The sequence below is a fragment of the Rhodobacter sp. NSM genome (assembly GCF_052244495.1).
Classification (GTDB): Bacteria; Pseudomonadota; Alphaproteobacteria; order Rhodobacterales; family Rhodobacteraceae; genus Cereibacter_A.
In genome coordinates this window covers 106,201-120,034 of record NZ_JBQPXH010000002.1, presented here as the reverse complement: position 1 = coordinate 120,034, position 13,834 = coordinate 106,201, and the positions used below count along the sequence as shown (strand labels likewise).

Here is a 13,834-nt window from a genome sequence, read left to right as displayed (position 1 = left end):
TTCGTGCGCCGGTCTAGTGAAGTTTGGCCTTGCAAACAAGGGGCGCCCCGTGGCGCAGCCTTTGCGAAGCGGCTAGGGTGCGCGCATGACCCAGTTTGCCGAAAACGCCCGCTCCGCCACCCGCGCCCTGCGGGACCTGTTTCCCGCGACGCCGCTCCAGCGCAACGACCATCTCTCGGCCCGCTATGGCGCCGAGATCTGGCTGAAGCGCGAGGATCTGACGCCGGTGCGCAGCTACAAGCTGCGCGGCGCCTTCACGGCCATGCGCAAGGTGCGGGACACCCGGCCGGACCAGCGTTCCTTCGTCTGTGCCTCGGCCGGGAATCATGCACAGGGCGTGGCCTATGCCTGCCGCCATTTCGGCGTGAAGGGCACGATCTTCATGCCGGTGACCACGCCGCAGCAGAAGATCGACAAGACGCGGACCTTCGGGGGTGACGCGATCGAGATCGTCCTGACGGGCGACTATTTCGACCAGACGCTGGCGGCGGCGCAGGCGTGGTGCGCCGAGCAGGGCGCCCATTTCCTCGCCCCGTTTGACGATGCGGACGTGATCGAGGGCCAGGCCAGCGTGGCTGTCGAGATGCTGGACCAGCTCGGCCGGGCGCCGGATCTGGTCGTTCTGCCGGTGGGCGGCGGCGGACTTGCCGCCGGAGTGACCGGCTTCCTGCGTGCCGAGGCGCCCGAGACCCGGTTCCGCTTCGTCGAACCCCTGGGCGGGGCGAGCTTCAAGGCAGCCCTCGACGCCGGGAGCCCGGTGGCCCTGCCGCGCGTCAACAGCTTCGTCGATGGAGCGGCGGTGGCCCGCATCGGCGCGATGCCGTTCTCGCGTCTCGGCTGGGTGGACCCTTCCGCGGTGCATCTCGCCCCCGAGGATCGGATCTGCATCACCATGCTCGAGATGCTGAACGTCGAGGGGATCGTGCTCGAGCCCGCCGGGGCGCTGTCCGTCGACGTGCTGCCGGAACTGGCGGAAGAGATCCGCGGCCGCACCGTCGTCTGCGTCACCTCGGGCGGAAATTTCGATTTCGAGCGGCTGCCCGAGGTGAAGGAGCGTGCCCAGCGGTTCTCGGGCCTCAAGAAGTACTTCATCCTCCGGATGCCCCAGCGTCCCGGGGCCTTGCGCGAATTCCTGATGATGCTGGGGCCGGACGACGACATCGCCCGCTTCGAGTATCTGAAGAAGTCCGCGCGCAACTTCGGATCGGTCCTGATCGGCATCGAGACCAGGAAGGCCGAGAACTTCTCGCGCCTCGCCGAAGTGATGGCGGCGGCCGGGCTCAACTATCGCGACATCACCGGCGACGAGGCCCTGGCCGAGTTCCTCGTCTAGGGCTGCCCGACAGAGCCAAGCCGCTCGATGAATTCCATCCGGGCGAGGCGGTAGCTGTTGATCAGCATGCCAAGATCAACCTCGGAGCCGCGTCCTTCCGCGGCCAGCGTCTCGCCGTCCTGACAGAGGCGCGCGACGGTGGTGAAGCCGAGGTTCAGCGCGGAGCCCTTGAGGAAGTGAAGAAGTTCTTCCAGGGCCGGTTCCGCACCGGACGACAGGGACCGGATCGACTGGTCCGTCTCCTCGAGAAACATCTGGACCACTTCGTCGAATCCGTCTTCTCCGACCTCGCCGCGCAGATCCGCGACCCTCTTCCAATCGATCATCCTGTCCGTCCCAAGCCCACGAGGCCAGACTGGATGCGCGGCATTAACGAAGCATGACCGCAAGCGCCCCGCTTTCGTAGCTTTTGAGGCTTCATTCTCCGTTAAGTCGCGCCTGCCTAGCATCGTCTCCCATAACTTGCAGAGAGGCTGTCTTGCCTGCCCTATCCCTTCCGATTGCCGACCCTGGCCTGCGCAGCCCGCCTGCGACCCCGAGGCATGTGCTGGTGGTCGATGACAGCCGCGCGCAGCGGCGGTTGCTGTCGCTCTGCCTTCGGCGCTGGGGCTACAGGGTGAGCGAGGCCGCTTCCGCGACCGAGGCACTGGATCTCTGCCGGACGGCGGGCGTCGACATCGTCCTGAGCGACTGGATGATGCCCGGCATTTCCGGACTCGAGCTGTGCCGCCGCATCCGGGCACTGCCGCGCGAGGGCTACTGCTATTTCATCCTGCTCACCTCCCGGTCCGGAACGGGCGAGGTCGTGGACGGGCTTGACTGCGGGGCCGACGACTACCTCGTGAAGCCGGCGGCTTCGGACGAGTTGCGCGCGAGGCTGCGGGCGGGCGAGCGCGTGCTCCTCATGCAGGCGGAACTGGTGGACAAGAACCACCTGCTCGAAACCGCCTTCGGGCAGTTGCGCAAGATCTACGACTCGCTCGACCGGGATCTGGTTGAGGCGAGAAAGCTGCAGCAGTCCCTCGCGCGGGAACGGCACCGCCGCTTCGGCAACTCGATGGCGACGCTGCTCATGCGGCCCTCCGGACATGTCGGGGGGGATCTGGTCGGATCCTTCGAGATCGCGCGGGGGCGGGTCGCGATCTATTCGATCGACGTCTCGGGACATGGCGTCGCCTCAGCGCTGATGACCGCGCGTCTGGCGGGCCTCCTGTCGGGCGTCTCGCCCGATCAGAACTTCGCGCTGACCGGCGGCAATTGCTATCGCTGCAAGGGTCGCCAGACCTGGCCGCCGGAAATGGTGGCAAGCCGTTTCAATCGCATGATGCTCGAGGACCTGAGGGTCGAGCAGTATTTCACCATGGCCTATGCCGAGATCGACCTCGAGACCGGGCAGATCGACCTCGTTCAGGCCGGCCACCCCCATCCCGCCCTGCTTCGGGCGGACGGGACGGTCGAGATGCTGGGACAGGGCGGTCCGCCGGTCGGCCTGCTGCCCGAGGTCGTGTATGAGCGGGTCGGATCCCGCCTTGGCCCGGGCGACCGGCTGTTTCTCCTGTCCGATGGCATCACGGAATGTCCCGACGCAGGTGGCCACGAACTCGGCGAGCAGGGCCTTGCCGCCCTGCTGCAGGCCAATGCCGGCCTTGAAGCGGACGCGCTGATGGAGGCCCTGCTGTGGAACCTTCACGAGCGGAGCGGAGGCGCAGACCTTCGCGACGACGTTTCGGGAGTGCTCTTCGAATTTCATCCCTGAGCGCGAGAGGCGGCGTAGCCGGACGGTCCGGATCCGCATCGCATCGGCGGACAGGACCTCGCCAGTCCTGTTCCGCACGGATCCGCCCGCCGCAGGTCTTCCTCGGGAACCGACGGCGGATCCTGCTGGCCGTGTTCAGCGCAGCGCACGCGCCAGCAAGGCTCGGTCGCCCGGGTTGCCGAGCCGGACCAGAGCCTCCTCGGCCGGCAACCAGACGGCGTGATGCCCGGCCTCGGTCGGCGGGCCTAGGCGCCGGATCGGGCGGGCCGTATAGACCGCGCAGAGCTTCTCGGCCCAGAGATCGTATTCCGGCATATAGGTGAAGCGGCGGAAGGCGCCGATCCGGCGGATCTCGCCGATGCGCCAGCCGGTCTCCTCCATCACCTCGCGATGCAGGGCCGCCACGGGGTGCTCGCCCGGGTCTATTCCGCCGCCCGGCAGCTGAAACTCCGGCACCGGCTCTTCCTGGAAGGTCGTGAGGATGTCACGGCCGCTCATCAGCACCGCGTAGACCCCGGGCCTGCGCTTGTAGCGACGGCCTGCACTTACCGTCTCGCCGTACCGCCTGATCATCCGCTCTTGGTCCACCCGTTGTTCCGCCTATATTGTGGCGGTATGCCAAGGCTCATGCCTCAAGGAAACCCCATGACCATCGGTTCGAAGATCGCCTGGGACGATACCGTCCTGCCTTTCCAGCTTGACCGCTCGGACATCCGCGGCCGCGTCGTGCGGCTGGACGGCGTGCTCGAGGAGGTGCTGTCGAAGCATGACTACCCGCCGCAGATCGAGGCGCTGGTGGCCGAGGCCTCTCTGCTGACGGCCCTCATCGGTCAGGCCATCAAGCTGCGCTGGAAGCTGTCGTTGCAGATCCGCGGCAACGGCGCGGTGCGCATGATCGCCACGGACTACTACGGACCCGCCGAGGACGGGCAGCCGGCGCGCATCCGCGCCTATGCCAGTTTCGTGGCCGAGGACCTCCGGCCCGGCGCGCCGGCCTTCGATCAACTGGGCGAGGGCTATTTCGCCATCCTGATCGATCAGGGACAGGGGATGGTGCCCTACCAGGGCATCACGCCCATCGCCGGAGGCTCGCTCACCGCCTGCGCCGAGACCTATTTCGCGCAGTCCGAGCAGCTGCCGACCCGGTTCGCCCTGTCCTTCGGGCTGTCCACCGCCAGTGGCGCGACCCACTGGCGCGGCGGCGGCGTGATGCTTCAGCACATGCCCAAGGCCTCGCCGGGCGTGGCGGGCGAAGGCGGCTCGGGCGAGGGTGGCCTCCTGCAGCATCAAGACCTGCTCGACGGCGACGAGGGCGAGAACTGGACCCGGGTGAACCTGCTCCTTGACACGGTCGAGGATCTGGAACTGGTGGGTCCGTCCGTCCAGCCGCCGGACCTGCTCGTGCGGCTCTTCCACGAGGAGACGCCGCGGGTGTTCGAGGCGCAGACGCTGCGCTTCGGCTGTTCCTGCTCGGCCGACCGGGTGCGCGAGTCGCTCTCGATCTACTCGCCCGAGGAGATCGCCGAGATGACGACCGAGGAGGGCATCCTCACCGCCGACTGCCAGTTCTGCGGCGCGCATTACGAGTTCGACCCCGCAACGCTCGGAACAGGGGCGAGGAGCGACGATGCCTGAGGCGCTGCGCCGCGCGCTGGAGAGCGGCGGCGCCGCCTCGTCCGACCATGACCTCGATCCCGGCATGGTGCTGCCGCCCGAGCGCCGCCTGCGCGCGGCGGCGGTGCTGGTGCCTGTCTGGCAACGCGAGGGCGGGGCGCAGGTCATCCTGACCAAGCGCGCCTCGCATCTCGCGCATCATCCGGGACAGATCGCCTTCCCGGGCGGCAAGATCGACCCGGAGGATGCGAGCGCCGAGGCCGCGGCGCTGCGCGAGGCGCGCGAGGAGATCGGCCTGCCCGAGACGCAGGTCCACCTGATTGGCAGGCTTCCGTCGCATGAGACGGTGACGGGCTATACCGTCGTTCCGGTGCTGGCGCAGGTGCACGGCGACTTCGTTCCCGTCCTGCAGGAGGCCGAGGTGGAGGAGGCCTTCACCGTCCCGCTCTCGCATGTGCTGGACCTCGCACGCTACCGGGTGGAGAGGCGGCTCTGGCGCGGCGGGTGGCGCAGCTACTACGTCGTGCCCTATGGGCCCTACTACATCTGGGGGGCGACCGCGCGCATCCTGCGGGGCTTCGCCGAGAGGATGCAGCCGTGAGGATTACAGGCGACTGGCTCTCGCAGCCGGGGACGCAGACGCTTTGTGCCGTGCTGGACGAGGCGGGCCATCGGGCCCTTTTCGTCGGGGGCTGCGTCCGGAACGCGCTGCTCGGCCAACCCGTCGCCGATCTGGATCTTGCGACCGACGCGCTGCCCGAACGGGTCTCCGCCCTCGCCTCTGCCGCGGGGCTGAAGGTGGTGCCGACGGGGATCGAGCATGGCACCGTCACCGTGGTCGCGGACGGCGTGCCGCACGAGGTGACGACCTTCCGCCGCGACGTCGAGACCTTCGGACGGCATGCCGTCGTGGCCTTCTCGGACGATGTGGCCGAGGATGCCGCGCGGCGCGACTTCACGATGAACGCGCTCTATGCCGAGATTTCCGGGACGGTCATCGACCCGCTCGGCGGGCTTCCCGACCTCATTGCTCGCCGGGTGCGTTTCGTCGGCGACCCGATCCGGCGGATCGAGGAGGATTACCTGCGCATCCTCCGCTTCTTCCGTTTCCACGCGATCTACGGCGATCCCGCGGGCGGGCTCGACGCCGAGGGTCTCGCCGCCTGCGCGGCGCGGGTGGAAGGGATCGGCCATCTCTCGCGGGAGCGGGTCGGCGCCGAGATGCGCAAGCTGCTCGGCGCCGCGGATCCTGCGCCTGCCGTCGCCGCGATGGAGAGGGCGGGGGTGCTCGCCCCCGTCCTTCCGGGGGCCGAGTCCCGGACGCTTCCCGTGCTGGTGCATCTCGAGGCCGGTCGCGAGCCGGACTGGCTCGTGCGCCTCGCGAGCCTTGGCGGCGAGGACGCAGCCGGGCACCTGCGCCTGTCGCGCGCCGACGCGCAGTCGCTGGAGAAGCTGCTTTCCGCAGTGGTCGAGGAAGCGCCGCCTGCCGAGCGGGGCTATCGGCTGGGCGCGCGGCTGGGCGCGGGCGCGGTGCTCTTGCGGGCGGCCCTGACCGCGACTGCGCCTCCCGAGGGTTGGGAGGCGGCGGTGGCAAGGGGTGCCGACGCGCGTTTTCCCGTCAGGGCCGCCGACCTCATGCCCGCCCTCTGCGGACCGGCGCTGGGCGCGCGCCTTCGGGAACTCGAGGAGCGCTGGATCGCCTCGGGCTTCCGGCTCGACCGCGAGGCCCTGCTGGCCTGAATCTGCGCATTTCCTTCACAGGGAAGAAGTCTATATCTTGGCGGCATTCACGAGGCCCCCGATGTTCCGCTTCTTCGAGAACCTGGTCGATCCCTATGCGCCATGGGACCGGACCGACACGCCACCGCGCCGCCTGTGGCCGTTCCTGAAGGAGTATGTGCAACCCTTCCGGAAGGTGTTCGCGATCACCGGCCTGATGTCGGTGCTGAATGCGTCGGTCGAGGTGCTGCTGATCTGGTATGTGGGCCGCCTCGTGGACCTGCTGGCCGAGGGCGCGCCGCAGGAGGTCTGGGCGAGTCACGGGACGGAGATCGTGGCGGTGGCGCTGGCGATCCTGTTGATCCGGCCGCTGGTGGCCGGGGTGGACGTGGCGCTTCTGCACAACACGATCCTGCCGAACTTCGGCACTCTGATCCGCTGGCGCGCGCACAACCACGTCCTGCGCCAGCCCGTCGGCTGGTTCGAGAGCGATTTCGCCGGCCGGATTGCCAACCGGATCATGCAGACACCGCCCGCGGCGGGCGATGCCGTCTTCCAGACCTTCGACGCGGGCGCCTTCGCCATCACCACCGTGATCGGCGCCGTGGCCGTGCTGGCGGATGCCGACCCGCGGCTCACGCTGCCGCTTATCCTGTGGTTCGCGCTCTATGCCCTTCTCGTGCGCTGGACGATCCGCCATGCCGGCCCGGCGGCCAAGGCTTCGTCCGACGCGCGCTCGGCCGTCACGGGCCGGGTGGTCGACGCCTATACCAACATCCATTCGGTGAAGCTCTTCGCCCACCACGACCGCGAGCTGTCCTATGCCCGTGAGGCCATCGAGACGGCCCGCACCACCTTCCAGCGCGAGATGCGGATCATCACACGGATGGACGTGGCGCTGACGGTCCTGAACGGCGCGCTGATCACCTCGGTCACGGGCTGGGCGATCCTGCTGTGGTATCAGGGGCAGGCGAGCGTGGGCATCGTGGCGGCCTCGACGGCGCTGGTGCTGCGACTGAACAACATGACCTACTGGATCATGTGGGCCACGAGTTCGCTCGTGCAGGCGCTGGGCGTGGTGGCCGAGGGGATGGAGACCATCGCCCAGCCCATCGGGCTCGTGGACCGTTCCGGCGCGCGGCCGCTGCGGCTGACCTCGGGCAGCATCGCCCTCGAGGAGGTCTCGCATCACTACGGCCGCGGCTCGGGCGGGCTCGATCGGGTGACGCTGACGATCGCGCCGGGCGAGAAGGTGGGGATTGTCGGCCGCTCGGGCGCGGGGAAATCCACGCTCGTGAAGCTCATGCTGCGCTTCTACGACCCCGAGCGCGGGCAGATCCGCATCGACGGGCAGGACGTGACCGAGGTGACGCAGGAAAGCCTGCGCCGCGCAATCGGCATGGTGCAGCAGGATTCCAGCCTCCTGCACCGGTCGGTGCGCGACAACATCCTCTACGGCCGCCCGGATGCCAGCGAGGAGGAGATGATCCTCGCCGCGCAGCGGGCCGAGGCGCATGACTTCATCCTGACACTCGAGGATCCCGAAGGCCGGCGCGGCTACGACGCCCATGTGGGCGAGCGCGGCGTGAAGCTCTCGGGCGGTCAGCGCCAGCGGATCGGGCTCGCGCGCGTCATGCTGAAGGACGCGCCGATCCTCATCCTCGACGAGGCCACCTCGGCGCTGGACAGCGAGGTCGAGGCTGCCATCCAGGAGACTCTCTACCGGGTGATGGAGGGCAAGACGGTCATTGCCATCGCCCACCGGCTCTCGACCATCGCAGCCATGGACCGCATCGTCGTGCTCGAAGAGGGGCGCGTCGCCGAGACGGGAAGCCACAGCGAACTTCTGGCCAAGGGCGGGCTCTATGCCCGGTTCTGGACCCGGCAGTCGGGCGGCTTCATCGGCACCGAGGACGCGGCGGAATGAGACTTATCCGGCTCGGCAGCCTGATCGACGCCTTCCGACCGGCGGAAGGGCCGCCGCCGCAGAAGCTCGGCGCCTTCATGCGCTGGTGCCTGCGCGGTTCGTGGCCGATGCTCTCGGTGGCCGCGGTCCTGTCCGCGCTCGCCGGCACTTTCGAAGTCGTGTCGGCCATGATCATCGGCTGGGTCATCGACGCGGCCGTGGCCTCGGGACCCGCAGGCTTCTTTGCCGAGCACGTGGGGCTGCTCGCCCTCTTCCTTGCCTTCTACCTCTTCCTGCGGCCGCTCTCGTTCGGCCTCTCCTCGGCCTCTAACGCCATCGTCATCGGCCCTAACGTCCTGCCGCTGGTGCTGAGCCGGCTTCACCGCTGGACATTGGGACAGGCGGTGACCTTCTTCGACAACGACTTCGCCGGCCGCATCGCGCAGAAGCAGATGCAGGCGGCCCGCGCCGTCACCGACGCCGTGACCGAGATCATCAACACGGTGGCCTTCGCTTTGGCCTCGGTCGTAGCATCGGCACTCTACCTCCTGTCGGTGGACTGGCGGGTTGCCGCGGCGCTGGGCCTCTGGCTCGTGGCCTACCTCGGCCTCATCCGCTATTACCTGCCCAGGGTGCGCGAGAATTCCGCCGCCCGCGCCTCGGCCCGCGCCATGGTCTCGGGGCAGGTGGTGGACACGATCACCAACATCAAGACGGTAAAGCTCTTCGCCCATGCCGCCTTCGAGGATCAGGTGGCGCTGCGGGCGATGGAGAGCTTCCGCGAGCGCTCGCTCGAGTTCGGCGTGATCTCGACCTGGTTCCGCTCTGCGCTGATGACGCTCTCGGGGCTCTTGCCGGTGCTGCTGATCGGGGGGACGCTCCTTCTGTGGCAACGGGGCGAGGCCACCGCGGGTGCCATCGCTGCGGCGGGCGCCATCGCCATGCGCATCTCGCAGATGTCGGGCTGGGTGAGCTTCACGCTGATGTCGATCTACACCTCGGTCGGCGAGGTCGAGGACGGGATGCGCACCCTCTCGGTGCCCCACGCGCTGCCCGACCGCCCGGGCGCCGCCATGCTTGCGCGGGTCGAGGGAGAGATCCGCTTCGACCGTGTGAGTTTCGCCTACGGGCGCGGCGTCGGGGGTCTCCGCGAGCTCGACCTGACCGTGCGGCCGGGCGAGAAGCTCGGCATCGTGGGCGCCTCGGGGGCCGGCAAATCCACGCTCGTCTCGCTGCTCCTCCGGCTCTACGACCCCGAGGAGGGGCGGGTGCTGGTTGACGGGCAGGACCTGCGCAGTATCACGCAGGAGAGCCTGCGCCGGCAGATCGCGATGGTCACGCAGGAAACCGCGATGTTCAACCGCTCGGCGCGGGACAACATCATGTATGGCCGCCCGGATGCGACCGAGGACGAGATGATCGCCGCCGCCCGCGCGGCGGAGGCCGACGACTTCATCGTCAGCATGGCGGACCACTCCGGCCGCCACGGCTATGACGCCTTCCTGGGCGAGCGCGGGGTCAAGTTGTCGGGCGGGCAGCGGCAGCGGATCGCGCTGGCGCGCGCGTTCCTCAAGGACGCACCGATCCTCGTGCTGGACGAAGCCACCTCGGCGCTCGACAGCGAGGTCGAGGCCTCGATCCAGGAGGCGCTGGCCCGCGTGATGGAGGGCAAGACCGTGCTTGCGATCGCGCACCGGCTTTCAACCATCGCGGCGATGGACCGGATCGTCGTGCTCGACCGCGGCCTTCTGGTCGAAGAGGGCACCCATGACGAGCTTCTCGCGCTGAACGGCCTTTACGCCCGCTACTGGAACCGGCAAAGCGGCGGCTTCATGGGGTGCGAGGAAGAGGCCGCGGAGTGATCGTCACCATCGAGAGGCTTGGCCATCTGGGCGATGCGATGGGCCAGGGGGTCTTCGTGAGCGGTGCCTTGCCCGGCGAGACGGTCGAAGGCGACGTGATGCAGGGCCGGATCGCCGCGCCGCGCATCCTCACGCCCTCGCCCGACCGGGTGCGTCCGCCTTGCCCCCATGCCCGAAGCTGCGGCGGCTGCCTGCTGCAGCATGCCTCGGACGGCTTCGTCGCAGGCTGGAAGCAGGAGGCCGTCCGCTCCGCGCTGGCGGGGCAGGGACTCGAGGCGCCCTTCCGGCCGATGGCCATCTCGCCGCCCTCGTCGCGCCGTCGCGCGACGCTCTCGGGTCGGCGGACGAAGGGCGGCGCGCTGGTGGGATTCCACGCGCGTCAGTCGGAAACAATCATCGCGATCCCGGAGTGCAAGCTGCTTCATCCCGAGCTGATGGCGGCGATTCCGGCGCTCGAGGCGCTGGTGAAGGCCGGCGGCTCGCGCTCGGCCGAGCTCTCGCTGACCGTAACCCGAAGTCTCGGTGGCCCGGATGTGGCCGTGACCGGTGGCAAGGAACTGGATGCGGCGCTTCGGGCGGACCTCGCACAGCTTGCCGAAAAGCGGGGACTTGCCCGGCTGACATGGGAGGGCGAGACGATCGCGCTGCGCGTGCCGCCGGCGCAGGCCTTCGGACCGGCGCGTGTCGTTCCTCCGCCCGGGGCCTTCCTTCAGGCGACCTCCGAGGGCGAGGCCTCGCTGGTGGCGGCGGTAGGCGATGCCATTGGCGAAGCGCGACTGGTGACGGAGCTTTTCGCGGGCGTCGGCACCTTCTCGCTTCCGCTCGCGCAGCGGGCAGAAGTCCATGCCGTCGAGGGAGATGCCGCGATGACGGCGGCGCTAGACCGTGGCTGGCGGCAGGCGGCCGGGCTGAAGCGGGTGACCGTCGAGACGCGCGACCTCTTCCGCCGGCCACTCGAACCCGCGGAACTCCAGAAGCGCGATGCCGTCGTGATCGACCCGCCCCGGGCCGGTGCGGAGGCGCAATGCGAGGCGCTCGCCCGTGCGCGCGTTCCGGTGATTGCCTTCGTCTCCTGCAATCCCGTGACTTTCGCGCGCGATGCGAAGCTGCTCGTCGGTGCCGGCTACCGTCTCGACTGGGTCCGGGTGGTTGACCAGTTCCGCTGGTCCGCGCATGTCGAACTTGTGGCGCGCCTCAGCCTGACGGCGTGAGGGACGCCGGCACGCTGATGGTCTTCTGAACGCACCTGCGAGCCTCGTCGAGCGCCGCGCGGGACGGCCTCCGCATCAATTTTTAGTCTGCCTTAACCACATTGCCCAAAGATCTTCTGGCGAGACGGGCCGATTCCCGGTATCTCAGAACAAAAAACATGTCGGGCAGTGAACATGAAAATCCTGAAGATAACCCTGATTGTCCTCGCACTCGGCCTTGCCGGTTGCGGCGATTCCAAGATCCGCAAATATGACGGGCCTCCGGTCACCAGCGTGCAGGTGCACAAGGCGGACCGGAAGATGTATCTCCTGAGCGGTGCGAAGGTGCTGCGCCAGTACGATATCGGGCTCGGGTTCAAGCCGGTCGGCCACAAGCAGTACGAGGGCGACGGGCGCACGCCCGAGGGCGTCTATTTCATCGACCGCCAGAACCCGCGCTCGACCTATCATCTGTCGGTCGGGATCTCCTATCCCAACGTTGCGGATCAGAAGATGGCCTTCCTCGAGGGCAAGAAGCCCGGAGGCGACATCTTCATCCACGGCCGCGGCAAGTATAACGGGCCGAACAAGCGCGACTGGACGGCAGGCTGTATCGCCGTCACGGATGACGAAGTCGAGGAGATCTACTCGATGCTCCGGCTCGGCACACCGATCTACATCCTGCCGTGATGCAGGCGGCGGGCCCGGGAAGGGACCGCCGAAGGCCGACATGATGGCGGGTCAGAGACCCGCCACCGTCATCGGGCCCTGGTCGGTGCCGGTGACGACCGTCCACCAGATCTTCCCCTGAGACTCCTGGTACCAGGCGAAGCCGAGGTCCGTCGCCGTCGGATCCAGCACGATCTCGCGCGTGTCCTTCTGCTCCATCCAGGCGGCCAGCGTCTCCAGCTCGGTCTGGTAGGTTTCGGAAATGAGCTCGCCCTTCAGCTTGCCTGCGTAGCCGGCGCGCTGGACGCGGACGAGCGGCGACGAGCCGTCGGAACCGAAGTGCCACGGGCGGTTCTGCACCGACATGTCCCGCGAATGCGTCGCCGCCGCGGCCGTCAGCTGCGAGTTGAGCCGGAGCGGGGCCGCGCCCTTCGCCTGCCGCAGCGTGTTCACCGAGTCGAGCAGCCGGTAGGTGATGTCGCTCTCCTGTCCCGGGCCGATCCTGTAGACCTGCGGCAGCGGCTTGCCGTCCGGCCCCAGCGCGACCTCGGTCGTCGAGGCGCAGGCCGAGAGGACCAGGGCGCCACACAGGGCGAGCGCGGAGATAGTCTTCATGTGTCATCCACCCAAAAGGAATGTTGCGGCTCTCATAACAGAAAGGCCGCAGCTTGTTCAAACGCATCTCGGAAGGCGAGTTCGCCGTTGACGAGGCCGTGAATTGTCGCCAATGGCGCGGGACGATAGGATGCCGCGGTCCGAAAATTTCCGGGACCAAGATCAAGGAGACGAGCGGAATGGGTGCGGATCAATCGAACAGGCTCGACCGTCGCACGCTCTTGTGGAGCGCCGCCGCGGGGCTTGGCGCCATGGCGCTGCCGGCGCGTGCGCAGGAAGAGACGGAGAGCATCATCCCCGCGGCCCAGAGCCCGGTGAGAAACAACATCTCGAGCTTCCGGATGCTCGACTGGCAGCCCTACTTCTCGAACCTGCGGAACGGGGCGATCCTGGTCGACATCACGTCGCGGGCGCTGCACTACTGGAGCGAGGACGGCCAGACCTATCTGCTCTTCCCGACGTCGGTTCCGCTGTCGGACGACCTGACGCGGCGCGGGCGGACCTCGGTGGTGCAGAAGGTGGTGGCGCCGCCGTGGCGGCCGACGCCGGCGATGCGCGAGCGCAACCCCGAATGGCCGGAAATGGTCGAGGGCGGTGCGCCGGACAACCCGCTCGGCACGCACGCGCTCTACCTCTCGTGGACCTACTACCGAATCCATGGGACCCACGACACCCGCAAGATCGGCCGCAAATCGTCCAACGGGTGCATCGGCCTCTACAACGAGCATATCCAGCAGCTCTTCCCCCTGGCCAAGGTGGGGACGCAGGTGCTGCTGATTTGACGTAAGCCTGCAACAGTCAAGGGATCTTCAGGCACCCCGATTGCTTTTCCCCAAGCATGCTGGTTACTCGGCATCACGAGGTAATGTCTTGGGGGCATCCGGCCGCCTCACCTGTATTCGGACCGGGTGCCATATCTGGAGGTCTCACATGAAGAAACTCGCGCTCGCCGCCGCCCTTTCGATCGCTGCCACTTCCGCCTTCGCCGGCGGCATGGCCGAACCGGTCATGGAACCGGCCGTCGTGGAAGCGGAAACCGCTTCGTCGGGCGGCATTCTGGTTCCGCTGATGCTGCTGGTGGTCGTGGCCGCCGTCGCCGCCAACTGATCAGCGCGACATCCTGACTTGAGGGCGGCGGGGACACTCGCCGCCCTTTCTTTTCGACGAAGC

General features: G+C 68.1%; 14 protein-coding genes. 11 read left to right on the top strand and 3 right to left on the bottom strand.

The genetic code is table 11. The annotated features are described in order from the left end of the window. The first annotated feature begins 85 nt into the window (after positions 1–85). A complete protein-coding gene (gene ilvA, locus ACTVZP_RS05055) occupies positions 86–1,333 on the top strand; it encodes a threonine ammonia-lyase IlvA (RefSeq protein WP_443211011.1) in 1,248 nt (415 codons plus the stop codon). Here the strand turns inward: ilvA and ACTVZP_RS05050 are convergent. Continuing rightward, positions 1,330–1,659 carry an Hpt domain-containing protein gene (locus ACTVZP_RS05050; RefSeq protein ID WP_443211010.1) on the bottom strand — a complete coding sequence of 110 codons (330 nt, stop codon included), beginning with the start codon at positions 1,657–1,659 and terminating at the stop codon, positions 1,330–1,332. The two genes, ilvA and ACTVZP_RS05050, sit on opposite strands and share 4 nt — an antisense overlap. Positions 1,660–1,811: 152 nt before the next feature. On the opposite strand from ACTVZP_RS05050, the gene ACTVZP_RS05045 reads away from it, so the two are divergent. After that, complete coding sequence (locus ACTVZP_RS05045; protein WP_443211009.1) at positions 1,812–3,089, top strand: PP2C family protein-serine/threonine phosphatase; 1,278 nt, start codon at positions 1,812–1,814, stop codon at positions 3,087–3,089. A 135-nt stretch (positions 3,090–3,224) separates the two neighbouring features. Here ACTVZP_RS05045 and ACTVZP_RS05040 read toward each other — a convergent pair whose 3' ends face one another. Further along, positions 3,225–3,662, bottom strand: a complete 438-nt coding sequence (locus ACTVZP_RS05040; protein ID WP_443211008.1) for an NUDIX hydrolase — start codon at positions 3,660–3,662, stop codon at positions 3,225–3,227. Between the two features lie 72 nt (positions 3,663–3,734). On the opposite strand from ACTVZP_RS05040, the gene hslO reads away from it, so the two are divergent. The 7 genes from hslO (at position 3,735) to ACTVZP_RS05005 (ending at position 12,070) form a co-directional block, all read left to right on the top strand. Then, entirely contained in the window at positions 3,735–4,724 is a 990-nt protein-coding gene (gene hslO, locus ACTVZP_RS05035; protein ID WP_443211007.1) for an Hsp33 family molecular chaperone HslO, read from the top strand. After that, complete coding sequence (locus ACTVZP_RS05030) at positions 4,717–5,304, top strand: CoA pyrophosphatase (RefSeq protein WP_443211006.1); 588 nt, start codon at positions 4,717–4,719, stop codon at positions 5,302–5,304. Before hslO ends, ACTVZP_RS05030 begins: the two co-directional genes overlap by 8 nt. Continuing rightward, positions 5,301–6,443, top strand: a complete 1,143-nt coding sequence (locus tag ACTVZP_RS05025) for a CCA tRNA nucleotidyltransferase (RefSeq protein WP_443211005.1) — start codon at positions 5,301–5,303, stop codon at positions 6,441–6,443. Before ACTVZP_RS05030 ends, ACTVZP_RS05025 begins: the two co-directional genes overlap by 4 nt. A gap of 61 nt (positions 6,444–6,504) precedes the next feature. Beyond that, complete coding sequence (locus ACTVZP_RS05020; protein ID WP_443211004.1) at positions 6,505–8,349, top strand: ABC transporter ATP-binding protein; 1,845 nt, start codon at positions 6,505–6,507, stop codon at positions 8,347–8,349. Next, on the top strand, positions 8,346–10,190 hold the full coding sequence (locus ACTVZP_RS05015) for an ABC transporter ATP-binding protein (RefSeq protein ID WP_443211003.1): 1,845 nt from the start codon (positions 8,346–8,348) through the stop codon (positions 10,188–10,190). The genes ACTVZP_RS05020 and ACTVZP_RS05015 overlap by 4 nt, the downstream gene beginning before the upstream one ends. Further along, positions 10,187–11,401 (top strand): class I SAM-dependent RNA methyltransferase, encoded by a 1,215-nt coding sequence (locus ACTVZP_RS05010; protein ID WP_443211002.1) that lies wholly within the window; start codon positions 10,187–10,189, stop codon positions 11,399–11,401. The genes ACTVZP_RS05015 and ACTVZP_RS05010 overlap by 4 nt, the downstream gene beginning before the upstream one ends. A gap of 174 nt (positions 11,402–11,575) precedes the next feature. Beyond that, positions 11,576–12,070, top strand: a complete 495-nt coding sequence (locus tag ACTVZP_RS05005; RefSeq protein WP_443211001.1) for a L,D-transpeptidase family protein — start codon at positions 11,576–11,578, stop codon at positions 12,068–12,070. 51 nt (positions 12,071–12,121) lie between these two features. Here ACTVZP_RS05005 and dalA read toward each other — a convergent pair whose 3' ends face one another. Next, positions 12,122–12,664, bottom strand: a complete 543-nt coding sequence (dalA, locus tag ACTVZP_RS05000) for a divisome-associated lipoprotein DalA (protein ID WP_443211000.1) — start codon at positions 12,662–12,664, stop codon at positions 12,122–12,124. 179 nt (positions 12,665–12,843) lie between these two features. On the opposite strand from dalA, the gene ACTVZP_RS04995 reads away from it, so the two are divergent. Together ACTVZP_RS04995 and ACTVZP_RS04990 are read left to right on the top strand one after the other, a co-directional pair. Continuing rightward, positions 12,844–13,446: a L,D-transpeptidase gene (locus ACTVZP_RS04995; RefSeq protein ID WP_443210999.1), complete on the top strand. Its 603-nt coding sequence runs from the start codon at positions 12,844–12,846 to the stop codon at positions 13,444–13,446. 148 nt (positions 13,447–13,594) lie between these two features. Further along, positions 13,595–13,771, top strand: a complete 177-nt coding sequence (locus tag ACTVZP_RS04990) for a hypothetical protein (RefSeq protein WP_044248320.1) — start codon at positions 13,595–13,597, stop codon at positions 13,769–13,771. The last annotated feature ends 63 nt before the right edge of the window (positions 13,772–13,834 follow it).

Excerpts from the sequence above, each read along its gene's own strand:
- ACTVZP_RS05050 (WP_443211010.1), bottom strand. The coding sequence starts at position 1,659 with ATGATCGATTGGAAGAGGGTCGCGGATCTGCGCGGCGAGGTCGGAGAA.
- hslO (WP_443211007.1), top strand. The coding sequence starts at position 3,735 with ATGACCATCGGTTCGAAGATCGCCTGGGACGATACCGTCCTGCCTTTC.
- ACTVZP_RS05015 (WP_443211003.1), top strand. The coding sequence starts at position 8,346 with ATGAGACTTATCCGGCTCGGCAGCCTGATCGACGCCTTCCGACCGGCG.
- ACTVZP_RS04995 (WP_443210999.1), top strand. The coding sequence starts at position 12,844 with ATGGGTGCGGATCAATCGAACAGGCTCGACCGTCGCACGCTCTTGTGG.
- ilvA (WP_443211011.1), top strand. The coding sequence starts at position 86 with ATGACCCAGTTTGCCGAAAACGCCCGCTCCGCCACCCGCGCCCTGCGG.
- ACTVZP_RS05030 (WP_443211006.1), top strand. The coding sequence starts at position 4,717 with ATGCCTGAGGCGCTGCGCCGCGCGCTGGAGAGCGGCGGCGCCGCCTCG.
- ACTVZP_RS04990 (WP_044248320.1), top strand. The coding sequence starts at position 13,595 with ATGAAGAAACTCGCGCTCGCCGCCGCCCTTTCGATCGCTGCCACTTCC.
- ACTVZP_RS05020 (WP_443211004.1), top strand. The coding sequence starts at position 6,505 with ATGTTCCGCTTCTTCGAGAACCTGGTCGATCCCTATGCGCCATGGGAC.
- dalA (WP_443211000.1), bottom strand. The coding sequence starts at position 12,664 with ATGAAGACTATCTCCGCGCTCGCCCTGTGTGGCGCCCTGGTCCTCTCG.
- ACTVZP_RS05005 (WP_443211001.1), top strand. The coding sequence starts at position 11,576 with ATGAAAATCCTGAAGATAACCCTGATTGTCCTCGCACTCGGCCTTGCC.
- ACTVZP_RS05040 (WP_443211008.1), bottom strand. The coding sequence starts at position 3,662 with ATGATCAGGCGGTACGGCGAGACGGTAAGTGCAGGCCGTCGCTACAAG.